A 22,915-nucleotide genomic window follows, 5' to 3' on the forward strand; every position below is an offset into this window, starting at 1 on the left:
GTCCGGGTCGCGCGCCGCGGCGTGGCTGATCAGTTCGGCGAGCAGGTGGGCATCGGTCATGTCTGGGTGCGATGGGGCAATCGAGTAGTCGCCGATTTTAACGGGATGCGCAGGGGTGACCGTGATGTTTTTCCTCCGGCAGGGAAATTGAGGCCATCGACACGTGCTTCGCAGCGCCGCTATATAACAGTCTTCGCCCACTTGCCGCCGGCTCGCGGCCGACCGCCTGGTCAGCGACGGTTCGGCCCGGCGGTCGCAACCCGGCGACCTGCACTCCGCCATTCCGGCTGGTCAAGGCGGCCTTTCTGCGACCGGGCAAGGGGCGGACGAGGCGGTGTGGAGCAGGCAGCTCCGGACGCGCCGGCGCGCGATGTAGTGCGATGGAACGTGGTCATCGTCGTCCGCGTCCAACGGTCGTGATCCGCAACCCGGCGACGAGCGCTGCCGGTTGATGCGGCGGCGCGGGACTTGCTTCGTAGCGGTCTTGCTCTCGCCGATCGATCGGTCTGGTTCGGGCAGCTCCCCTGGCCATCAGGCCGGTGGCAGGGGGTGGGCAAGAGCAGAGCGCCTGCCGCGCAGGCGCAAGGAGAACGGCCATGACCCCGGCCAGACATGCGGCGCGCGCCTACCTGCGCCATCCTGTCGATATCCCGATCGAGATCGCTGCCGAGAGTTCGGCGTGCGGCGCCGGGCGGCGCCTCAAGGACGTCGGTGCTGGTGGTCTGGCCTTTGCGTCGGAGCGGGCGCTGCCGGTCGGGTCGATGGTTCGTGTCCGTATCGCCGTGCTCTGGCCGACCTTCGAGACGCATGGACGAGTTGTCTGGTGCAAGGCGTGCGCGGGCCGTTTCGACATCGGCTTGCAGTTCGTAAGCGTCGACGATGCTTTTGCTGTCCGGATGGTCGAACAGGTCTGTCAAATCGAGCATTACCGCAAGGCCGTGCAGGAGACCGAGGGCCGGCAACTCGACGCCGAAGCAGCCGCGACGGAATGGATCAGCAAGTATGCCGCCGACTTCCCCTGCCCGCAGTAGGCGTTGTCACCGCGCGCCGGCCGGTCGCTTGGTCAGCACCGCGACCGGCCCGGCTGGGCGCTCCTTATCCGGCGCGCCCGCTCTGATCGTGCCAGTGGCGCCAGGTGAACACCAGCAGCGTGACTACGGTGAGCGGCAGCACGAAGCCGCCCATCACCACCGAGAAGCCGGCCTGGGCGGCATGACCTGCAGCGTCGAGAATAAGGTAGCTCGTATAGGCGGCGTAGTAGGCGAGGAACAGCGCCCCTTCCCAGCGCGCGATGAGGTGCCCGGTGAAGAAGATCGGCAGGCAGGCGACCGCCACGGCGACCATCACCGGCAGGTCAAAGGCCAGCAGCGAAGGCGCCACGACCAGGTCGCCCGGCGCGACGCTGGCGGAGATGCCGAGCACCGCCAGGATGTTGAAGAGGTTGCTGCCGACCACATTGCCGACCGCGATGTCGCGCTGGCCGCGCGCCGCAGCCATGATCGACGTGGCCACTTCGGGTAGCGAAGTGCCAGCCGCAACGATGGTCAGGCCGACCACCAGTTCGCTCATTCCCAACTGCCGCGCCAGGGTCACCGCGGCATCGACCAGCCAGTTCGAGCCGGCCACCAGCAGGAACAGGCCGCCCAGCACCAGCAGGGCCTGCACGACCCAGTGACGATCCCAGGTCTGCGCTTCCTTGGGCGTTGTCGCGCCGTTCTCCTCGATCTCCGCTTGCTCCGCGTTCATGGCAGCGGTCTCCCGGCGGCTCTGACGGATCAGGACAACGTTGTACCCCAGCAGGAGCGCGACGAAGATCAGTCCATCCAGGCGATTGAGCCCACCATCGGCTACCAGTACCCAGAGCAGGAGTGACACGGCAATCATTATCGGCACTTCCTGGCGGATCAACTGCCGGTGCACCACCAGCGGCGCGATCAGCGCTGATATGCCGAGAATGAACAGCACATTGAAGATATTGCTGCCGACGACATTGCCTAGCGCAATGTCGACCCGGCCCGACCAGGCCGATTGCACCGATACCGCCAGTTCCGGCGAGCTGGTCCCGAAGGCGACCACCGTCAGCCCGACCACCAGCGGCGAGATGCCGAGTGAGAGGGCGAGCTTCGAGGCGCCGCGCACCAGTAGTTCGGCGCCGAGAATCAGGGCGATCAGCCCGGGGATGAACCACAGCATTCGATGATATCCGTCAGTTTGGCTGGTATTGGATGCGCTCTGGCAGCTGGCTCAGCGGCAATGCCCGCGCGGGCCGAACCGAAGCGCCCTTCGTTTCAGATGGCCTTCTGTAGTGGCCTCGCAGGGCATGGGCTGGATGAGCTTCGCTGGTACCCGGGCGTCCCGCCTAGCATATCGTGAAATCCGGCGCATGATGTCCCTGGCCGCGCATCGTGGTCGGCATCGCGTCGGGCAGACCGTGCTGAACATTCTGCCCGTCTTGCGCCTGCGGCCGGGCTGCGTGCTTCCGGTGGCCGGCTCCGACGTTCGCTTGCGGGTTCTCCGGGCTTTTCGCAGGCCCGGGTCGGTGTGCTAGAATCCGCCGCTCGCGGCTGCGCTGCAACGCGCCGGCAAGCGGCCGGGGATTGGATTCGCGCCTGCCAGACTCCTGCAAGCCAGAGCGGGACTCTGGCTTATCCACTGGCTTTGCCAATTTTTTGCTGGGGTTTCAAGATGCCGGTTGTCACACTGCCTGACGGTTCCCAAAGGGAGTTCGCGCAGCCTGTCACGGTTGCCGAGGTCGCGCAAAGCATCGGCGCCGGTCTGGCGCGTGCGGCCTTGGCGGGTAAGGTCGACGGTCGACTGGTGGATACGTCCTTCGTGATCGCCAATGACGTGCAGCTTGGCATCGTGACCGAGAAGGATCCCGAGGGGCTGGAGGTGATCCGGCACTCGACTGCGCACCTCCTGGCCTACGCGGTGAAGGAGCTCTTTCCGGCGGCGCAGGTGACCATTGGCCCGGTGATCGAGAATGGCTTCTACTATGACTTCGCCTACCAGCGCCCGTTCACCAACGAGGATCTGGCGGCGATCGAGCAGCGCATGGGCGAACTCGCGCGGCGCGATTATCCCGTGCGGCGGGAGGTCTGGCAGCGCGATCAGGCGGTGGCGTTCTTCCAGTCGATCGGCGAGCACTACAAGGCCGAGCTGATTGCCGCGATCCCGCAGGACCAGGAGGTCTCGCTCTATCGCGAGGGCGATTTTGTCGACCTCTGCCGCGGGCCGCACGTCCCTTCGACAGGCAGGCTGAAGGTGTTCAAGCTGATGAAGCTGGCCGGTGCCTACTGGCGTGGTGACCATCGCAACGAACAGCTGCAACGAATCTACGGCACCGCCTGGGTCCGCAAGGAAGACCAGGAAGCCTACCTGCACATGCTCGAGGAGGCCGAGAAGCGCGACCACCGCCGGCTCGGTCGGCAACTGGACCTCTTCCATCTGCAGGAGGAGTCGCCGGGAATGGTCTTCTGGCACCCCAAGGGATGGACGATCTGGCAGGAAGTCGAGCAGTACATGCGGCGTCTGCTCGACCGCAACGGCTATTGCGAAGTGAAGACGCCGATGATCATGGATCGCTCGCTGTGGGAGCGGTCAGGGCATTGGGAGAACTACGCCGAGCACATGTTTGCCACGGCGTCGGAAAGCCGTGACTACGCGATCAAGCCGATGAACTGCCCAGGGCATATCCAGATCTTCAATCAGGGCTTGCGCAGCTACCGCGATCTGCCCTTGCGTCTGGCCGAATTCGGGTCGTGCCATCGCAACGAGCCGTCGGGAGCGCTGCACGGCATCATGCGCGTGCGCGCCTTTGTTCAGGATGACGCCCACATTTTCTGTACGGAAGCGCAGGTGCTCTCGGAGACCACCGCCTTCATCGATCTATTGCAGCAGGTTTATGCCGATTTCGGCTTCCATGACATTCTCGTCAAACTGTCGACCCGCCCCGACAAGCGGATCGGGTCCGACGCGGTCTGGGACCGCGCGGAAGTGGCTCTGGCGGAGGGTCTCGACGCCAAGGGACTGAGCTACGAGGTGCAGGCAGGCGAAGGCGCGTTCTATGGTCCGAAGATCGAGTTCTCGCTTCGCGACTGTCTTGGCCGGGTCTGGCAGTGCGGCACGCTGCAGCTTGATTTCGCCCTGCCGGAGCGCCTCGACGCGCACTATGCCGGGGAGGACAACGAGCGGCACATCCCGGTCATGTTGCACCGGGCGATCCTCGGGTCGCTGGAGCGTTTTATCGGCATTCTCATCGAACATTATGCTGGTGCGATGCCTCTGTGGCTGTCGCCGATGCAGGCGGTGGTGCTGAATATTTCCGAAAAGCAGGGCGAGTACGCCGCGCGGGTGGCGGCCAGTCTGCGGGCTGCCGGGTTGCGGGTCGAGGCGGATTTGCGCAACGAAAAAATTACCTATAAAATACGAGAACATAGCTTGAACAAGCTGCCCTATCAGATCGTCGTTGGCGACAAGGAAGTGGCAGCAAACCTGGTGGCCGTGCGCACACGCGGTGGTCGGGATCTCGGACAAATGTCGATCGAGGCTCTGGCCGGGCGACTTCTTGATGAAGTTGCCGCGCGAAGTGGCACGGTCTAACTTTTGTAACAACAAGGAGCGGAGCCATCGCACTGCAAAAGGCGCAACGCGTTAACGGAGAAATCAACGCACCGGAAGTCCGTCTCGTCGGGGAGGATGGCGAGGCATTGGGAGTCATGAGTGCCAGGGAGGCGCTGTCGCTGGCCGAGGAAGCGGGGCTCGACCTGGTCGAGATCGCCCCGATGGCGCGACCGCCGGTTTGCCGGATCGTCGATTTCGGCAAGTTCAAGTACCAGGAGCAGAAGCGCCAGCACGAGCAGCGCCAGAAGCAGAAACAGGTGCAGGTGAAGGAAGTCAAGTTGCGTCCGGGTACCGACGAGAACGACTACCAGATCAAGCTGCGCAACATGACGCGCTTCCTCGAAGAAGAAGACAAGGTCAAGGTCACTTTGCGTTTTCGTGGTCGGGAAATGGCGCATCAGGATATCGGCATGCGGCAGATCGAGCGCATCCGGGCCGACCTGCAGGAAGTCGCGCTGGTCGAGCAGATGCCCAAAATGGAAGGCCGTCAGATGATCATGGTGCTGACGCCGAGCAAGAAGAAGTAGCAGTAGCTGTCGAGGCAAGTCCTCGCAGCAATGACAAGTGCTGTCGGGTTCGAAGAGCTCCCGTCGGGAGACACCTGGCAACATGTTTATAAGCGGAGCATAAAATGCCCAAGATGAAGACCAAGAGTGGAGCGAAAAAGCGCTTCACGGTCGCTCCCAGCGGCCGTATCAAGCGCTCGCATGCGTTCAAGCGGCACATTCTCACCAAGAAGGACACCAAGACCAAACGCCAGCTGCGCGGGATGACCGAAGTGCACGCTGCGGACAAGGCCATGGTTCGTTCCATGCTGCCCTACGCTTGAGGAGATAAGAGATGCCCAGAGTCAAACGTGGTGTAACCGCGCACGCGCGCCACAAGAAAATTGTCGCCCTTGCCAAGGGCTATCGCGGTCGTCGCAAGAACGTCTATCGGGTCGCCAAGCAGGCGGTGATGAAGGCCGGTCAGTACGCCTACCGCGACCGTCGGCAGCGCAAACGTCAATTCCGCAGCCTCTGGATCGCGCGCATCAACGCCGCCGCCAGGGAGCTCGGCATGAAGTACAGCACCTTCATGAACGGCCTCAAGAAGGCGCAGATCGAGGTGGACCGCAAGGTTCTGGCCGATCTGGCGGTTTTCGACAAGCCGGCGTTTGCTGCTCTGGCCGGACAGGCCAAGGCGCAACTCGACGCCTGACCTCGGCGAGTGCCAAGAAAGGAGGCCTTAGCCTCCTTTTTTTCGGTGAACCATGCACAACTTCGATCACATCATCCAAGCAGCGTCGATGGCCTTTGCGGCGACTGACGACCCGGACGTTCTGGAGCAGATCAAGGCCAGTTATCTCGGCAAGAGCGGTCAGATCACCGACTTGCTCAAGGGACTGGGCAAGCTGCCAGCCGACGAGCGGAAGAACGCCGGCGCGGCGATCAACCGCGTCAAGGACGCCGTCGAGTCGGCGCTGAATGCGCGTCGCGAAGCGATTCGCCGGCTGGCGCTCGACGCCCGGCTGGCCGAGGAGGCGCTGGACGTGACCCTGCCGGGTCGCGGGCAGTCGCGTGGTGGCCTGCATCCGGTGACGCGTACGCTTGAGCGGATCGAGGCGCTGTTTCGCTCGATCGGATTCGACGTTGCCGATGGCCCCGAAATCGAGGCCGACTTCCAGAACTTCACGGCACTGAACACCCCGGCGGATCATCCGGCACGTTCGATGCACGATACCTTCTATCTGCAGGACGAGTCCGGCGGCGTGGCCGAGGGCGTACTGCTGCGAACGCATACCAGCCCGATCCAGGTTCGCTACATGCAGGCGCACGTCGCACAGCACGCTGGCGCGGAAACCATGCCCGAGATTCGTGTCATTGCGCCGGGGCGCGTCTATCGTGTCGATTCCGACGCCACGCATTCGCCAATGTTTCACCAGGTCGAAGGGTTGTGGGTGGGCGAGAGCGTCAGCTTTGCCGACCTGAAGGGTGTCATCGCCGACTTCTTGCGCCGTTTCTTCGAGAGCGACGACCTGCAGGTGCGTTTCCGCCCGTCGTTCTTTCCGTTTACCGAACCGTCGGCCGAGATCGACATGGCCTTCATGAGCGGCGCCTTGAAGGGCCGCTGGCTGGAAATCGCCGGTTGCGGCATGGTCCATCCGAACGTTCTGCGCCACGTCGGCATCGACCCCGAGAAATACCTGGGTTTTGCGTTTGGCATGGGTCCGGACCGGCTGACGATGCTGCGCTATGGGATCAATGACCTGCGCCTGTTCTACGACGGCGACCTGCGTTTCCTGCGGCAGTTTGTCTGACGCGCGCGTGACGATGATTCCTCCCGAAATGTTGACCTCATGAAATTCTCTGAATCCTGGCTCCGCACTTTCGTCGATCCCGCTTGCTCGGGCGAAGATTTCTCGCACCTGTTGACCATGGCGGGCCTCGAGGTAGAGGCCGAGGAGAGCGTCGCGCCAGCCTTCGACCAGGTGGTCGTCGCGCAGCTGCTGGAGGTTGCCAGGCATCCCGGCGCCGACCGCCTCAGCGTCTGCCGGGTCGATGTCGGTTCCGGCGAGGCGCTGCAGATCGTTTGCGGCGCGCCGAATGCCGTCGCCGGGATCAAGGTGCCGTGCGCCTTGTCCGGTGCCGAGTTGCCGGGGGGGTTCCGGATCAAGGTCGCCAAGGTGCGCGGCGTCGACTCTGCCGGGATGTTGTGTTCGGCGAAGGAACTCGGAATCGCTGACGACGCGGCGGGCCTGCTGGTGCTGGCCGCCGACGCGCCGGTCGGTGAGGATATTCGCCGGCATCTCGATCTCGATGATCGCCTGCTGACCTTGAAGCTGACGCCGAACCGGGCCGACTGTCTGTCGCTGGAGGGCGTTGCCCGCGAGGTTGCGGCGCTGACCGGTACGCCAGCGCGGTTTATCGAGGTCGAGGACGTAGAGCCGACCATTCCAACCACCCGTGCGGTGGTCCTCGATGCCCCGGACGCGTGTCCGCGCTACTGCGGCCGGGTGATTGCCGGGGTCGACGCCAGTGCGCCGACGCCGCCATGGATGAGCCGCCGCCTCGAACGCAGTGGTATCCGTCCGATTTCCGCGCTGGTCGACATCACCAACTACGTGATGCTCGAAGTCGGCCAGCCGCTGCACGCCTTCGACAATACCCGCCTGCAGGGTTCCATTCACGCCCGGATGGCGCGGGCCGGAGAGCAGATCAAGCTGCTCAACGAACAGACTCTGGAACTGCAGCCCGATGTGCTGCTGATTGCTGACGATCATCGCCCGGTGGCCATGGGCGGGATCATGGGCGGGGAGGAGAGCGCGATCAGCCTGGCGACCACCGAGGTTTTCCTGGAGTCCGCTTTCTTCGCGCCGACGGCCATTGCCGGGCGTGCGCGTCGCTACAGCTTCGTCTCCGATGCGTCGCATCGGTTCGAGCGTGGCGTCGACTTTGGCGGCACGCGACGAGCGCTCGAACGGGCGACACGCCTGGTTCTCGACATCTGCGGCGGTCAGTCCGGACCAGTCAGCGAAGGCCTGGCAAGATTGCCCGAGCGCCGCGACGTTCGTCTGCGTCCGGCGCGAGTCGCCAAGGTCCTTGGCCTTGCCTTCGCCAGCGAGCGGATCGGCGAGTTGCTGGCGCGTCTCGACTTGCCCTTCAGAAAGGATCAGGACGATTTCATAGTCACGCCACCGAGCTATCGTTTCGACCTCGAGATCGAGGAAGACCTGATTGAAGAGGTGGCGCGGCTGCACGGCTATGAGAACATCCCGTCGCCGGCGCCGGTCGGTCTGCTGGCGATGCTGCCGCAGACCGAGCAGTCGCGGTCGCGGGCGCGCATCCGGCAGATCCTCGCCGACAGTGGCTACCAGGAGGTGGTCAACTTCGCTTTTGTCGAAGAGGCGTGGGAACGCGACTTTGCCGACAACCGCGAGCTGATTCGTCTGGCCAATCCAATCGCCAGCCAGTTGAGCGTGATGCGCTCGACGCTGATCGGCGGCCTGGTCGCCAACGTCGCAACCAACCTCAAGCGTCGGCAGAGTCGGGCCCGCTTCTTCGAGACCGGCCGCAGCTTTTTCCGCGACCCGCAAGGGGGGCCGGTGGGCGGCTTTCGCCAGCCATGGAAGCTGACCGCGCTGGCTTACGGAACTGCCTTTCCGGAGCAGTGGGCTTGCGCGGCGCGCAAGGTTGACTTTTTTGACCTCAAGGGAGACCTTGAGCTGCTCCTCGCACCGCGCCAGCCACATTTCGAGAAAGCGTCGCATCCGGCCTTGCATCCCGGGCGCAGCGCGCGCGTGATGGTGGATGGCCAGGCGATTGGCTTCCTTGGCGAGCTGCATCCGCGCTGGCAGCAGAAGTATGACTTGCCCCTGGCGCCGGTGCTTTTCGAAGTCGATCTCGATGCCGTGGTGATGGCGACACTGCCACGCTACGCCGAAGTCTCCCGGCAACCGCCAGTCATACGGGATATGGCCATGGTCGTCGATCAGGCACTCGAATGGCAGCAGTTGAGTGCCGCCATGACCGCCAATAGCCCGAAAATCGTTCGCGAAATCAGTCTGTTCGATGTCTATGTCGGGCGCGGAGTCGACGCTGGCAAGAAAAGCCTTGCCTTCCGTATAGTGATGCAAGATACTCAAAAAACATTGCAGGAAGCCGAAGTCGATGCGGCCATGCAGCAGGTGGTGGCTTATCTGCAAGAGGCGTTCGCAGCGCAGCTTCGCGTCTGAGAAGGGGAGGGAATGACGCTTACCAAAGCAGAACTGGCGGACTTGTTGTTCGAGAAGGTTGGCCTCAACAAGCGTGAGGCCAAGGATATGGTCGAGGCTTTTTTCGAGGAAATCCGGAACGCACTGGAGCACGGTGACGGGGTCAAGCTCTCGGGTTTCGGAAATTTCCAGCTGCGCGACAAACCGCAGCGGCCAGGACGCAACCCAAAGACAGGCGAAGAAATCCCGATCACGGCGCGACGAGTCGTTACTTTTCACGCCAGCCAGAAACTGAAGGCCGAAGTGGAGCACGCTTATGATGGAAGCCAGTCCTAGAGACCTTGGCGATGAGCCATTGCCGGCGATTCCGGCCAAGCGTTATTTCACGATTGGCGAGGTCAGCGAGTTGTGTGGTGTGAAGCCTCACGTCCTGCGCTACTGGGAGCAGGAGTTTGCGCAGCTCAAGCCGGTCAAGCGCCGAGGCAACCGCCGTTATTACCAGCACCACGAAGTCCTGCTGGTACGCCGCATCCGGGAGCTGCTGTACAGCCAGGGGTTCACGATCAGCGGCGCTCGCAATCGCCTCGGCGATGCAGAGCCCGAGGCTGCCGCCCGCTCGTCTGCGGTGAGCGACGAATCGCTGCGTGAGGAATTGTTGAGCATCGCGGAAATGCTGCGGGTTTGAGCGCCGGCGGGGATTTCGGTTATAATTCGCGGGTTGTCGGGGCGTGGCGCAGCCTGGTAGCGCACTTGCATGGGGTGCAAGGGGTCCCGAGTTCGAATCCCGGCGCCCCGACCAATTGAATCAAGAGCTTGAACCAAATAAAGAACCGGCCATGGGCCGGTTCTTTGTTTCGTGGTGCAGCCGTGCGCCAGGCGTGGTCAGCGCCCTTCAGGCTCACGGCCGGGCCTGGAAGCGGACGGTGTCGGCCGCTTTCGACACCATCAGGGCCAGTATCCAAGGGAGGTCACCGTGCGCATGTGTCGCGACGCAGCCTGCCAATATCCCCGGTGTCGACTCCTCGCACGGCCCGCCCTTCGGTAGCCGTGTCGCCGCAGGTGGCTTCATGCTGGCCGTGGTCGGCGCTCGCACATTGCTTATAATCGGGACGTCGGGCGATGCGAACGGACTGCTTCGATCCCTGTCCGGCTGCGGCAGACGCTGATTTCGCCTTGATCCTGCTTCGCAAAGGACCGCGCACGACCTGCCCAGGAACTCCTCGCATGAACGATGACTTGCTCTGTTGGACGGACGACACGGACCTCCCCGGAACGCCGCCGCCGGTCGGTCTGCCACCGTGGACGCTGCTGGTGGTTGACGACGACCCGGAGGTGCACAGCGTCACCCGCCTGGTGCTCAACGACCTGCAGATTCTTGGCCGGCCGCTGCATCTGCTGCACGCTCACAGCGGCGCGGAGGCGCGGGCGCTGTTGGCCGGACATCCCGAGATTGCTGTCGCGCTGCTTGACGTGGTCATGGAGACGGCCCAGGCTGGACTCGAGCTCGTCAGCCACATCCGCCAGGAACTGGGTTTGGTGGAATGTCGGCTGATCCTGCGCACCGGCGAACCGGGATACGCGCCGGAGCTGGCGGTCATCCAGGACTACGACATCAACGACTATCGCACCAAGGGCGAACTCACGCACACCCGCCTGATCACCGCAGTCAGCACCGCGCTGCGCTCGTACCAGCAACTGCATGCCATTGCCGAGCAGCGGCGCGGCCTGGAAGTGATCGTCCGCGCTGCCGCCGAGATGATCGACGCGCACGCCATCGCCAATCTCGCCGGGTGCGTCCTCAAGGAGTTGGCAGCGCTGCTGAAGTTGCCGGTCGATGGGCTGGTCTGTGTTCGGAGCGAGTCACCTCTGGCCAATATCGCTAAAGGCTGGCAGGTGGTCGGGGGCGCCGGGCGCCATGCGGAATGCCCCGTGCAGGCCTTGGCCAGCCTGCCCGACACGCGTATCGCGTCGGCCGTGGCGGCCAGCGCGCGACGCCGCCAGCACGTCGTTGGCCGCAATTCAGCGGTCTTGTACCTGCACCCTTCTGCCCACCAGGAGGTCGCCATCTTTCTGGAAGCCGGAGCGGCGCTGGCGACTGTGGACCGCGCCTTGCTCGACGTATTCGTCGCCAGCATTGCCGCCTGCTTCCGGGGCGCCGAACTGGTCGAGCACCTGCTACAGGCGCAGACGGAAATTGAAGAGCAGCGTTCCTTTCTGCGAACGGTCATCGACGCCAATCCGCATTTCATCTTTGTCACCGACCGGCAGGGACAGATCCGTCTGGCGAACCAGAGTCTCGCGGCGAGTTTCGACCTGACCGTGGAGCAGATGCTTGGACGCGCTTTTGCGGATCTTCTTACCGATCCCGAGACGCTGCGCGCCCTCGCCAGCGACGACCGGGCGATCCTCGACGGCCAGCAGCAGCGAATCGAGCGCGAACTGCGCCTGGTGGATCCAGGCGGCGAGCCTCGCTGGTTCCATGTCATCAAGGCTCCGATTGGCAACGCCAGCGCACAGGTCGAGCAGGTGATCGGTGTCAGCATCGAAACCACCGAGCGCAAACGTGCCGAGTTGGCATTGTTCGAAGCCAAGGAGCGGGCTCAGGTCACCCTGCATTCGATCGGTGACGCGGTGATTACCACCGATGCCGGGGCGCGCGTCGATTATCTGAATCCGGTGGCAGAGCTGCTCACCGGCTGGAGCACGGCCGAAGCCAGGGGCAAGCCGGTCAAGAACATCTTCCGGATCGTTAACGAGCAGACTCGGGAAACGGCTCCGGACCCGGTGCAACGCTGCCTCCGCGAGCGACGAGCGGTGAGCATGCCGCAGCGCTCGGTACTGCTCGGGCGTGACGGCCGGGAATACGATGTCGACGATTCGGCGGCGCCGATCAGTGGGCGAGACGGCGAGATCCTGGGAGCGGTGCTGGTATTCCACGATGTCACGCAGACCCGGCAGTTGACGCGCCAGTTGGCCCATGATGCCACCCACGATGCACTGACCGGCCTGATCAACAGGCCGGAATTCGAGCGGCGACTTGAGCGGGCGGTCGCCAGCGCCCATCAGCACGGCGCGCGGCACGTCCTGTGTTATCTCGATCTCGATCAGTTCAAGGTGGTCAACGATACCGCCGGGCATGCGGCGGGAGACGAGTTGCTCAAACAGATCAACAATATTCTCGCTGGCATGTTCCGCGAGCGCGATACGCTGGCGCGAATCGGCGGCGACGAGTTTGCCCTGCTGCAGGAGAACTGCCCGCTGGAACGTGCCCATGTCATCGCGCAGGCGGTGGTGAAGAACATTCGCGAGCATCGCTTCATCTGGGAAGGCCGCAGTTACCAGGTCGGCGTGAGCATCGGCCTGGTACCGATTAGCCAGGAAACCCGCGACTGCGGGCAGCTGCTGACGCAGGCCGATGTCGCGTGCTATACGGCCAAGGAGTTGGGGCGCAATCGTGTTCACGTCTATCAGCCGGGGGATACCGAGACGCTTCGGCGCCAAAGTGACGTCCTCGGCGCCGCCGGCTTGCGCGAGGCAATCGAGCGGGATCGGTTCCGGCTTCATTACCAGCCGATCGTGTCTTTGGCCGCACAGCCGTTCCAGACGGTGCGCTACGAGGCGCTGCTGCGGGTCGCACACCATGGCAATGCGCAGCGAGAGGGCGAACTGCTGCTGCCGGCCGCCTTCATTCCGGCGGCCGAGCGCTACGGCCTGATGGCGGCTATCGATCGCTGGGTTGTCCGCAACGCGTTGCTGGAGTACGGGAACGGCATCGGCCAGGCCGATGGCATGCTGGCGATCAACCTCTCGGGCCACTCACTGAGCGACGAAACCCTGCTCGATTTCATTGAAAGCCAGTTTGCCGAGCACTCTTGCCCGCCGCAGCGAGTGTGTTTCGAAATCACTGAAGCGGCGGCGATCAAGAACCTGCGCCCGGCGCTGGCGCTGATGAGCGCGCTCAAGCGACATGGCTGTCAGCTGGCGCTCGATGATTTCGGCAGTGGCTTGTCGTCGTTCCAGTACCTCAAGACCTTGCCGGTCGACTACCTCAAGATAGACGGCAGCTTCGTCAGCGAGATGCAAGAGCACCCCCGGAGCGATGCGCTGGTTGCGGCGATCAACCAGATGAGTCACGCCCTGGGAATCGAGACCGTCGCCGAATACGTCTCAAGCCAGGCGCTGGTCGATCGTTTGTGTACGCTGGGCGTCGATCATGCGCAGGGCTATTTCTTTGGCAAGCCGGCGCCCTGGAGCAAGATCTCGTGAGCATTGCGGTCCTCCTCCGCTGGCGCCGCGTTGACTGGTAGCTCGATCCGAAAACGGGTTCCGCGCCCCGGTTCGCTGCCGACGCCGATCGTTCCGCGATGCTTGTGTACGACGATGTCCCAGGAAATTGAGAGTCCCAGGCCGGTACCCTTGCCGGCCGGCCTGGTGGTGTAGAACGGCTCGAAGATCCGCCGCTGCACGTCCTCGCCCATCCCGCAGCCGGTGTCGCGGATCTCGATCCAGACCATCGCCTGGCCGCAGCCGGTGGTCAAGGTGATGGTGCCGTGGTCCTCGATGGCCTGCGCGGCATTGATCAACAGGTTCAGGAACACTTGATTGAGCTGGGCTGCAAGACACCGGACAGGGGGCAGCTGGCCATAATTCCTGACCATCGTCGCCTTGTATTTCAGCTCGCTCCGGGCGACGTTGATGGTGGACTCCAGGGCCGCGTTGATGTCGGCCATCTGCCAGTCGCTCTCGTCTACCCGCGCGAAGTCTTTCAGGCCCTGAACGATCTTGCTGACGCGCAGCAGTCCGGCGCTCGACTCGTCGATCAGCTCGCCGATGTCTTGCCTCAGGTAGTCCAGGTCGCCCCTGTCGCAGGCTTGCTCCAGTTTTTGCCGTCGCGCGTCGGTCGCGGGAAGGACGTCACGCAAGGCATCGAAGGCGTCGATGACCTCCAGCAATTGGCCGACGTAGGCCTTGAGCGACCCCAGGTTGGAAGTCACGAAACCGATCGGGTTGTTGATCTCGTGCGCCACGCCTGCGGCCAACTGGCCGACCGCCGCCAATTTTTCCGACTGCAGCAGTTGTCCTTGCGTCCGCGCCATCGCGGTCAAGGTCTGGCGAAGTTCGACGGTTCGCTCGGCAACGGTTGCTTCCAGCTGCTGGTTGAGCAGCTCCAGTTGCCTGCTCGATTGCTTCAGCTTTTCGTTGCTCACGAAAAGTGACCGGTTGCGCTCGCCGAGCACCGCATAAAGATCGGTCAAGGCAGCCACCAGCACAGCGCGGGCTTGGTCGTCCGGTACGACCTGGGCGGCTCCCGCGAACGCTCCCTCCGGGCTTTCACCCGCACTGGTCAGGCGGATCTGGCGCGCCATGCGCTGGTCTTCGTCGAGGATGTGGAAGCTCAGCCAGCTGGTCAGAAAGCGCAGCAAGCCGGGGCCGACATCGGCCAGCGATTCCGCCACCAGCTGCCCGCGAAGTTCTCGCAGTTGATCGCGGAAGCCTTGATGGTCAGCATGCTGCTTTTCAATGTAGGGCGGCAGCAAACCGTGCGAGCGCATGACGCCTTCTTCGCAGGCGAAGTGGGTTGCCGCGCAGCGATCGAGGTCTTCGAGCAGCACCCCGAGTTGCTGACTTGCCGCCTCCTCGCCGCCGGTCAACAACGGCTCGGCATCGTTGATCAGCTTGACCAGTTGGCGATGCTGGGCATCGACGATGGCGATGCCCGTTTCAAAGGACCGATTCCACTTGAACGGCATTACTGTGGTCCGGGCCGTGACGGTGTTTGACCATCCGTCATGGTGCCGCCTCCGCGGTCTGTCTGACCGGCACCCACACCCTGAAGCGGGTGCCCTGCCCGGGTGTGGAGTCGAGCTCGATGCGGCCGTGGTGTTTCTGGACGATGTTGTACGATACCGACATGCCGAGTCCGGTCCCCTGGCCGACCGGCTTGGTGGTGAAAAATGGCTCGAAGATCCGCCGTTTGACGTCCTCGCTCATGCCGCGACCGGTGTCCTGGACTTCAACCCAGACCCAATCGTCCTGGTGGCCGGTGGACAGCGTGATCGTCCCCATGCCCTTCGCCTGATCCAGCGACTGCGCGGCATTGATGATCAGGTTCATGAACACCTGATTGAGTTGCGCCGCCAGACACTCGACCGTCGGCAGCTTGCCGTAGTTCTTCTCGACCCTGGCTTTGTACTTGACCTCGTTCCATACCACGTTCAGCGTCGAGTCCAGCCCGGCGTTGAGGTCCGCGTGCTGCCAGTCCGATTCATCGACGTGCGAAAAGTCCTTCAGGTCCTCGACGATCTTCTTGATCCGCACCAGGCCATCCTCGCTTTCCTTGATCAGCGCGGGCAGATCCTCCTGCAGGAATTCGATGTCCAGCGCCTGCTTCAAAGCGGTGATTGTGGACAGCAGCGCGGTGTCGGAGATCTGGGACTCGGCCGATTGGTAGGTGGCAATCAGGTGCAGCATCTGTTCGCAGTATCTTTTCAGACTCTGCAGGTTGGAATTGACAAAGCCGACCGGGTTGTTGATCTCGTGCGCAACACCGGCCGCGAGCTGGCCGATCGACGCCATCTTTTCCGATTGCAGGAGCTGGTTCTGCGCGGCTTCCAGTTTCCCGATGAGTTCGCGCTGCGCGTCCTTTTCCTTGCTCAGTGCGGCAATCGCATCCTGCAGACGCGCATGCGCCATCGCCGTATCGGTGTAATCGAAAACCGTGCCGCAGACCAGCGATACGCCTCCGCCGGAAACGCGCAGCGGCAGGAAGGTGACGTTCTGGCGCATCAGGTCCAGTCCGCCGGTAATCGGCCGGGTGTGCGGAAAGCGGAACAGATACGGCCGCAGTTCCCACAGGGTGAACGCGCTGTTGCCGAGAACAAATACGCTTTCCAGCTTCTTTCGCAGCCAGGGTCGCGGCAACTCCGGAAACACCGCAAAGAGGTTCTGCCCCAGCACTTCGCTGCTCGACTTGCCGCTATGGACGGCCATGAAGCGGTTCCAGAGCGCAATCGTCGCGTCCCGGTCAACGGCGAAGACTCCGACGTCGATGCGCTCGACCAGGGATTCGAGCAGCTCCGGAGACGCCACGGAGGGGGAAGGCGGGTTCACTCAGAGTCCCTCGATAAAGCGGTCGAGCGCTCGCTGCAGAGCGGCAACCGCGTCGTCGGGCATGAGCATCACCAGGTGGCAGCGGAACGCCCGCTTCTCGAGTCCAAAGCGCACTTCGACCAGCAGCGCGCAGCGCGCGGCAATCGTTTCCGCCTGGATCAGCTGGCGGGTCGCCACCTGGTCAGCGAGCAGCGACGGCGCCGAGAAGCCGATCTCGGTCTGCAGCAGGCCGGCGATCCCGCCGAGGCAGGCGCCGACCAGCACGTTGCCGATGTCGAGCAGCAACTCCCGGCTGGCAGGCGTGTCGAGGGCATCGCCGTAGCACAGCAATTCGGCGAGGTCGTGCGCCGAATGCTCCGAAAAAATGACGATCGCCTCGCCGCGCAATTCGCCGATGAACGCCTGCCGAACCGCCGAGGCGATGCCGTCTCCTGCCAGCGCCGCCAGCGCCGCGGGTATCTCGGCCGCAGCGACTGCCCTGATCTGTGGGATCGAAAGTTCGACAAACTCTCCGAGTACCTGCGCGATCGACGCCCCGGCTTGCCCCATGCCGATGTTCGCGACCTCCTGCAAGGCCTCGCGCTGCTCGTCGCTGATGAAATCGATGCTCATAGCAGCAAGCCATATTCTTTGAGCACCGCCTTGATGCCGACCGGATCGACCGGCTTCTTGATGAAGGCGATTGCGCCCATGGCGCGGACCCGCGCCTGCGCCGCTTCCTGAATATCCGCCGAAACGACGATCACCAGGCAGTTCAGGTCTTCGCGGCGCAGCGCTTCGAGCACCTGGTAGCCGTCCATCTCGGGCATTGTCAGATCGAGGAAAATGACGTCGACCCCTCCCTGCCGGTAGTACGACAGGGCTTCGACGCCGTTCGAGGCTTGCGTGACGCTGATATCCCAATCCGCTGGCAGCGCCCGAATCAACATCTTGCGGGCCATTGCCGAGTCATCGACGACCAGAACCGAAACCGACATGACATTCTCCCTTGCGTTATTCCAATTCGTCCGCTGCGCGGTGTTTGACGGGTACCCAGACCCTGAATCGGCTGCCGTGTCCGGGCGCCGAGTCGACCTCGATGCGCCCGTGGTGCTTGTGCACGATGCTGTAGGATACAGACATTCCGAGCCCGGTCCCCTTGCCGATCGGCTTGGTGGTGAAGAACGGCTCGAAGATCCGCCGCTTGACGTCCTCGCTCATGCCGCGCCCGCTGTCCTTGACTTCAACCCAGGCCCACTCGTCCTGATGGCCTGTCGTCAGGGTGATCGTTCCCATCCCGTCGTTTTCGTCAAGCGCTTGAACGGCATTGACGATCAGGTTCATGAACACCTGGTTGAGCTGCGCGGCCAGGCACTCGACGGGTGGAATCTCTCCGTAGTGCTTGTTTACCCGGGCCTTGTATTTCACCTCGTTCCACACCACGTTGAGCGTCGAGTCGAGTCCGGCGTTGAGATCGGCGGCTTGCCATTCCGATTCGCTGACGTGCGAGAACTCCTTGAGATCCTGCACGATATTCCTGACGCGGAGCAGGCCCTCCTCACTTTCCCGGATCAGCGCCGGCAGATCGTCCTGCAGGAACTCGATGTCGAATGATTGCCGCAGGTCGCGGATCGCGGCCAGTGTGTCGCGGTCGCCGATTTGCGCTTCCGCCGCCTGGTAGGCGGCAATCAGCTCAAGCATCTCCTTGCTGTAGGTCTTCAACGTTTGCAGATTGGAACTGACGAAGCCTACCGGGTTGTTGATTTCGTGCGCGACGCCGGCTGCCAGTTGACCGATCGACGCCATCTTTTCCGATTGCAGCAGCTGGTTCTGCGCTTCTTCGAAGCGTTGGTTCAGCAACTTCAGTTCCTGGTAATTGCGCTGCAGTTCCTTTTCCGCTCGCTGGCGCTCGGTGATGTCGCGCAGCAGGCCGATGGCGTGCAGCTTGCCGTGCAGGACGGTAGCCGACAAGGACAGGTCGACCGGAATCTCGGTGCCGGAGCGGTGCAGGGCCAGCATTTCGGCGGTGCGCCCGAGGATGGTGCCGGGCGTGCCTCGCTGGAAACGCTCGTAGGCCTGCCGGTGCGCGTCGCGAAAGCGCTCCGGCAACAGGAACTCGGACAGCGGCTGGCCCATGGCTTCGATCGTCGTCCAGCCAAACATGCGCTCGGCGGCCGGATTCCAGTACGACACCAGGCCGGCGTCGTCGACCATCACCACCGCGTCCTGCGCCGAATCGGTGATCGTGCGAATGGTCTGCTCGCGCTCCTGCAGGTCGGCGTACGATTGCTGCAGTTCCCGGGTGCGCTCGCCAATCAGGGTCTCCAGCTCTTCGTTGCTGCGCCGCAGCGTCTGTTCGGCGGCGAGCAGATCGGAAACGTCTACCGCCGATCCGACGATGCCCAGGAAGGTGTCATCTGCGGCATGGCGCGGCAGGATATGCACCCGCAGGTGCCGGTATTCACCGTCTGCCCGCCGCAGGCGAAGAAGCTTTTCGACGCCGGCCTTCTGCTCCCTGGCCTCTTCGGCCAGGGTCAGCGCGTCGGCCCGGTCGTCCGGGTGGATCCCGAGTGTCCACCCTTCGCGCGCCTGTTGGTCGGCCGACGCCCCGGTAAATGTCGTCCACGCGCGGTTGTAGTAGCAGTCACCGTAGGCGCTGCTGGTCATCCAGATCATCACTGGTGCGCTGTCGGCCAGCGAGCGAAAACGCTGCTCGCTCTCGCGCCGGCTGGCATCGGCCAGCGCCCGCTCGCGAACCGCGTCCTCGAGCGCGGTAACCTTTTCCTCCATCGCCTTGGCGTAGGTCTGGCTCATCGCCTGCAGCGAACGGAAGTAGTCGACCTGCTCGCGCAGTTGCTGCGGCGTGATCTTGAGTTTGGCCAGCTGTTCGGCCATGGTCGTCTGCAGCGCAACGGTCTCGGCTTCGCTCAGGCGCAGCGCTTCGCTTGCCGCCTTGCGCGCCATCGCGGCACCGATCGTGCCGGCCAGAGTGCGCTCGGCGTGTGCCGTCAGTTCGAGATAGGCGGGACCGGAGAGGCTTGTTTCACCGTCGGCGACGACGTCGCGTTGAACTCGCGCGATCGCCAGCGCCGCTTCATCGGGCGGCAGATAGCGTGAAAACAGGCCGTGGATTTGCTTGCGTACGGTGGCGTAACTCACCCGCAGTTGGCCTTCCGCATCGCCGTCAGCGGTTTGCTGCTTGCCGAAGGCGTGCGTGTAGGCGTGCGCAACCGCGGCTTCGTCGCTACGCTGTCCCCTGAGCAGGGAGGCGATGAGGTAGCCCGAGACGTTGAACAGCAGCGACCAGAAGACGGTGTTCGGGTACGGCGAGCCGAGGTCCAGGCCGAAGAGCATCTCCGGGCGCAGGAACGCCAGTCCCCACGGGCCGCTTTCGAGCCATTCGGCGCCGCGGACGCCACTGCGCACCACGGCGGGCAGGAACAGCGTGTAGGCCCAGGTCGCCCAGCCCAGGCTCAGCCCCCACCAGGCGCCGGAACTGTTGCCGCGGCTCCAGTACAGCCCGCCAATTCCGGCGGGAGCGAACTGCAGCACCGCCGCAAACGAGATCAGGCCCATCTGGATCAACAGGTAGCTGTTGGCCAGGCCTTCCTGAAACCGGTAGGCCAATGCGAGAAGCAGGAAGACGACGCCGCTGCGGATCGGTCGCAGTCTGCCGCGGAGGCGTTCGCCGATCACGCCGCGGTCGATCAGCGGCAGCACGATGTGGTTGGAGAACATGATCGCCATCGTGGTGCACGCCACCATCACCATCCCCACCGCCGCCGAAAACCCTCCCAGGTACGCCAATAGCGCCAGGGCAGGGCCGCCGCGGTCGAAAGGCAGACGAATTACCAGCCAGTCGGCCGATGAGAGCGGGTATCCCAGGAGCAGACCGCCCACCGCGATCGGCAGCACGAACAGCGAGATCAGCAGCAGGTACAGGGGGAGGACCCACATCGCGGTCAGCAGGTGGCGTTCGTCGTGATTGCCGACGACCATCACGTGGAACATCCGCGGCAGGAAAATGATCGCCGCCATCGACAGAACCAGGTAGGTCATCCAGGTCAGATAAGCGTTTCCTGACAGCGGCGTATCGACAAGGCCCCGGTGCAGCGCAGGGTCGGCCTGGATGCGGGCGAAAAGATCGCCAAAGCCGTCGAAGACTCCCCAGGTGACAAAAACGCCGACCGCGACAAAGGCGACCAGTTTCACCACCGCTTCGACGGCCAGTACCATCAGCATGCCATGCTGCCGCTCGCGCGTATCGACCCGTCGCAGTCCGAAGAGAACGGTGAGCACGCCGATCAGGAACACGATCGCCTCGTCGGTGAAATGCCACGGCCCGACCTCGGCGGCGTCGTGCCGCAGGCCGGTGATCACGGTAAACGATTCGAGCAGAGCGCGGACCTGCAGTCCGATGTAGGGCACCATCCCCAGCAACAGGATCAGTGTGATGAAGGCGCCCATGCTGACCGACTGTCCGTAACGCTGGGTGAGCAGGTCGACCACGCTGGAAAATCGATAGCGCTGGCGCAGCCGGATCATTCGGCGCACGATTTCCCACGACGCCAGCATCACCACGGTCGGTCCCAGGTACACGGTCGCGTAGAGCATGCCGCTGTTGGCCGCGCTGCCAACGCTGCCGAAATAGGTCCAGGAGGTGCAGTACACGGTCAGCGACAGGGCGTAGACCCAGCCGCTGCCGGCTCCCTGGCGACCGCTCAGCGCCCGGCGCTCCGCCCATGAACCCGCCGCCAGCAGAACGGCGATGTAAACCACAATCGCCACCAGCACCCAGAACGGCGAAAAATACCGTTCGTCCATTAGTGTTCGCCCGTGCGTTCGCTCGTCCGCCTGTCGTTGCTTGACTTGGGCGGTGCGCTACCCTGCAGGCTTCGGGAAACCGCCAGGAGGACCACGACCAGCCCGCTCCAGACCACGAAGACGTAAACGAAAACGGCCAGCATCCCGTGCGCTCCGGCAATCTGGATCAGCGGCCAGCCGACGAGGACGGCGCTGACCCAGGCCAGCGCAATCTGGAACAGCGGATCGGTGACCCGACGCGGCCTGCGGGTGATGATCTGCGTCTGCTCCGTGGTCAATCGGGCAGGCTGACGGTGACGGTGGTGCCGACCGCCGGAATGCTGTCGAACTCGATCTCGCCGCCATGCGCGCGGACGATATCGCGCGTCACGGTCAGCCCGAGGCCCGTCCCCTTGCCAACCGGCCGAGTCGTGTAGAAAGGATCGAAGACCCTTCCCAGCGCGTCTTGGTCGATGCCGACGCCGTTGTCCCGGACCTCGATGAGCGTCTGTCGGCCGTCGAAACGGCTGCAGGCGCGCACCTCGCCGTCGGCGCCCTTGCCCTCGATGGCCTGCACGGCGTTGTTGAGGATCGCCAGAAACGCTTGCGCAAGGTGTCCTGGCAAACACAGGAGCGGCTTCATGGCGCCCAGCTCACAGACCAGCGTGGCGCCGGGCGGGAGGCCTTTCTCGGCCATCTTGCACGCTGAGGCGAGCAGTTGGTTGACGTCGACGACGTCTTCCTGCGGCATGTCGACGTTGGAAAACCCCCTCAGGTCGCTGACGATTCGCGCTACCCGGTCGACGCCACCGATACTGTCGTGCAGCAGTTCGGAGAAGTCTTCGAGCGTGAAGGCGAGGTCGGCGGCAGCGATCACCGCTTCGCCTCCCGGCAGCGCCTGGACCGCCGCGGCGAAGTCCTGAAGCTTGCCGAGATAGGACTCCGCGGTGCGCAGGTTGCTGCGCACAAAAGAAATCGGATTGTTGATCTCGTGCGCCACGCCGGCGGCCAGAGCACCCACCGACGCGAGGCGCTCGGCCTGGTACGACTGGCGCTGTCGCTCGTCGAGCAGTTTCACCTGCGCGGCAACGCGGCCATCGAATTCTTCCGCAAGCTGCTGGTATGCCGCCGCCGACTCGGCCAGCGCGTCGTCCTGCTTCTGCGCGCGCAACAGCTGTCCGATCAGCCCGGCGGCGGCGCTGCGCTCCGCCGGGGTGGCCTGCGGCGCCTGCAGGTAGCCGATCGGCTCGCATTCGAGTAGCAGTTCGACCCGCTCTTCGGCCGGCAGGTCGCCGGTGCCACCGATCACCGTGCCGGCCAGGTCCTGGAGCGCTACCGGGGAAGCAAGCAGCACGCTCAGTGCAGCACACAGGCTTTCGCTTTCCGTTGGCGGCAGCAGCGCAGCCAAGGACCGATCGTGATCAAAGGAACCAAGCGTCTCGCTCACACTGCCCCCATGGTTCGGAATCCCGGACTCGCATCAACCAGCTTGTGCCCCCGGTGAGCGGCATCTGCCGATGAACGAAGGCCACCCGCCTGCGGCCCCGGCGACCGCATCTGCGAACGATACGCCCTTACAGCGGGCGTGTGCGCCTTTTCGGGCCGCCACGGAGATGGTCCAGCCGTACCCGACGGACGAGAAGGGCGCATCGTCTGGCCACGCTGCCGCTGGATGACGCGCTGACTGCGGATATTGCAGGAGCGGGC

The 22,915-nt window shown here is 63.8% G+C and carries 19 protein-coding genes and 1 tRNA gene; 11 read left to right on the top strand and 9 right to left on the bottom strand.

What is annotated here, in order from left to right; translation table 11 throughout:
* The coding region (locus Q1L50_RS07730; protein ID WP_300337282.1) for a hypothetical protein at positions 1–201 on the bottom strand (201 nt) is incomplete at its 3' end.
* A gap of 395 nt (positions 202–596) precedes the next feature.
* Between Q1L50_RS07730 and Q1L50_RS07735 the strand changes: the two genes are divergently transcribed.
* Positions 597–1,031: a PilZ domain-containing protein gene (locus Q1L50_RS07735; RefSeq protein ID WP_300337283.1), complete on the top strand. Its 435-nt coding sequence runs from the start codon at positions 597–599 to the stop codon at positions 1,029–1,031.
* Positions 1,032–1,095: 64 nt separating this feature from the next.
* On the opposite strand, the gene Q1L50_RS07740 is transcribed toward Q1L50_RS07735, so the two are convergent.
* A complete protein-coding gene (locus Q1L50_RS07740; protein ID WP_300337285.1) occupies positions 1,096–2,193 on the bottom strand; it encodes a calcium/sodium antiporter in 1,098 nt (365 codons plus the stop codon).
* Positions 2,194–2,685: 492 nt separating this feature from the next.
* On the opposite strand from Q1L50_RS07740, the gene thrS reads away from it, so the two are divergent.
* The 10 genes from thrS (at position 2,686) to Q1L50_RS07790 (ending at position 13,582) form a co-directional block, all read left to right on the top strand.
* Positions 2,686–4,602 (top strand): threonine--tRNA ligase, encoded by a 1,917-nt coding sequence (gene thrS / locus Q1L50_RS07745; protein WP_300337287.1) that lies wholly within the window; start codon positions 2,686–2,688, stop codon positions 4,600–4,602.
* Between the two features lie 26 nt (positions 4,603–4,628).
* Positions 4,629–5,150 carry a translation initiation factor IF-3 gene (gene infC, locus Q1L50_RS07750; protein ID WP_300337322.1) on the top strand — a complete coding sequence of 174 codons (522 nt, stop codon included), beginning with the start codon at positions 4,629–4,631 and terminating at the stop codon, positions 5,148–5,150.
* Positions 5,151–5,254: 104 nt separating this feature from the next.
* Positions 5,255–5,452 carry a 50S ribosomal protein L35 gene (rpmI, locus tag Q1L50_RS07755; RefSeq protein WP_300337289.1) on the top strand — a complete coding sequence of 66 codons (198 nt, stop codon included), beginning with the start codon at positions 5,255–5,257 and terminating at the stop codon, positions 5,450–5,452.
* An 11-nt stretch (positions 5,453–5,463) separates the two neighbouring features.
* Entirely contained in the window at positions 5,464–5,823 is a 360-nt protein-coding gene (gene rplT, locus Q1L50_RS07760; protein ID WP_300337291.1) for a 50S ribosomal protein L20, read from the top strand.
* 52 nt (positions 5,824–5,875) lie between these two features.
* Entirely contained in the window at positions 5,876–6,922 is a 1,047-nt protein-coding gene (gene pheS / locus Q1L50_RS07765) for a phenylalanine--tRNA ligase subunit alpha (RefSeq protein ID WP_300337293.1), read from the top strand.
* A gap of 39 nt (positions 6,923–6,961) precedes the next feature.
* Positions 6,962–9,337: a phenylalanine--tRNA ligase subunit beta gene (gene pheT, locus Q1L50_RS07770; protein WP_300337295.1), complete on the top strand. Its 2,376-nt coding sequence runs from the start codon at positions 6,962–6,964 to the stop codon at positions 9,335–9,337.
* A 12-nt stretch (positions 9,338–9,349) separates the two neighbouring features.
* Complete coding sequence (locus tag Q1L50_RS07775; RefSeq protein WP_300337297.1) at positions 9,350–9,652, top strand: integration host factor subunit alpha; 303 nt, start codon at positions 9,350–9,352, stop codon at positions 9,650–9,652.
* The gene (locus Q1L50_RS07780; protein ID WP_300337324.1) at positions 9,636–10,001 is read left to right on the top strand and encodes a MerR family transcriptional regulator; all 366 of its coding nucleotides are present in this window, start codon (positions 9,636–9,638) and stop codon (positions 9,999–10,001) included. Before Q1L50_RS07775 ends, Q1L50_RS07780 begins: the two co-directional genes overlap by 17 nt.
* A gap of 37 nt (positions 10,002–10,038) precedes the next feature.
* Positions 10,039–10,115 (top strand) — tRNA-Pro (locus Q1L50_RS07785).
* Positions 10,116–10,540: 425 nt separating this feature from the next.
* The gene (locus Q1L50_RS07790; protein WP_300337299.1) at positions 10,541–13,582 is read left to right on the top strand and encodes an EAL domain-containing protein; all 3,042 of its coding nucleotides are present in this window, start codon (positions 10,541–10,543) and stop codon (positions 13,580–13,582) included.
* Here the strand turns inward: Q1L50_RS07790 and Q1L50_RS07795 are convergent.
* The 7 genes from Q1L50_RS07795 to Q1L50_RS07825 are packed head-to-tail and all read right to left on the bottom strand — an operon-like array spanning position 13,540 to position 22,616.
* Positions 13,540–15,066 carry a hemerythrin domain-containing protein gene (locus Q1L50_RS07795; RefSeq protein WP_300337300.1) on the bottom strand — a complete coding sequence of 509 codons (1,527 nt, stop codon included), beginning with the start codon at positions 15,064–15,066 and terminating at the stop codon, positions 13,540–13,542. The two genes, Q1L50_RS07790 and Q1L50_RS07795, sit on opposite strands and share 43 nt — an antisense overlap.
* A gap of 37 nt (positions 15,067–15,103) precedes the next feature.
* Positions 15,104–16,426 (bottom strand): ATP-binding protein, encoded by a 1,323-nt coding sequence (locus Q1L50_RS07800; protein WP_300337302.1) that lies wholly within the window; start codon positions 16,424–16,426, stop codon positions 15,104–15,106.
* A complete protein-coding gene (locus Q1L50_RS07805; protein ID WP_300337303.1) occupies positions 16,427–17,038 on the bottom strand; it encodes a hypothetical protein in 612 nt (203 codons plus the stop codon). It abuts the gene before it with no gap.
* The gene (locus Q1L50_RS07810; protein ID WP_300337305.1) at positions 17,035–17,403 is read right to left on the bottom strand and encodes a response regulator; all 369 of its coding nucleotides are present in this window, start codon (positions 17,401–17,403) and stop codon (positions 17,035–17,037) included. The genes Q1L50_RS07805 and Q1L50_RS07810 overlap by 4 nt, the downstream gene beginning before the upstream one ends.
* 16 nt (positions 17,404–17,419) lie before the next feature.
* Entirely contained in the window at positions 17,420–21,229 is a 3,810-nt protein-coding gene (locus Q1L50_RS07815; protein WP_300337306.1) for a PAS domain S-box protein, read from the bottom strand.
* On the bottom strand, positions 21,229–21,507 hold the full coding sequence (locus tag Q1L50_RS07820) for a hypothetical protein (protein WP_300337308.1): 279 nt from the start codon (positions 21,505–21,507) through the stop codon (positions 21,229–21,231). The genes Q1L50_RS07815 and Q1L50_RS07820 overlap by 1 nt, the downstream gene beginning before the upstream one ends.
* Positions 21,504–22,616: an ATP-binding protein gene (locus tag Q1L50_RS07825; protein WP_300337310.1), complete on the bottom strand. Its 1,113-nt coding sequence runs from the start codon at positions 22,614–22,616 to the stop codon at positions 21,504–21,506. Before Q1L50_RS07825 ends, Q1L50_RS07820 begins: the two co-directional genes overlap by 4 nt.
* Positions 22,617–22,915 lie beyond the last annotated feature (299 nt).

It is taken from the genome of Accumulibacter sp. (assembly GCF_029255145.1).
Classification (GTDB): Bacteria; Pseudomonadota; Gammaproteobacteria; order Burkholderiales; family Rhodocyclaceae; genus Accumulibacter.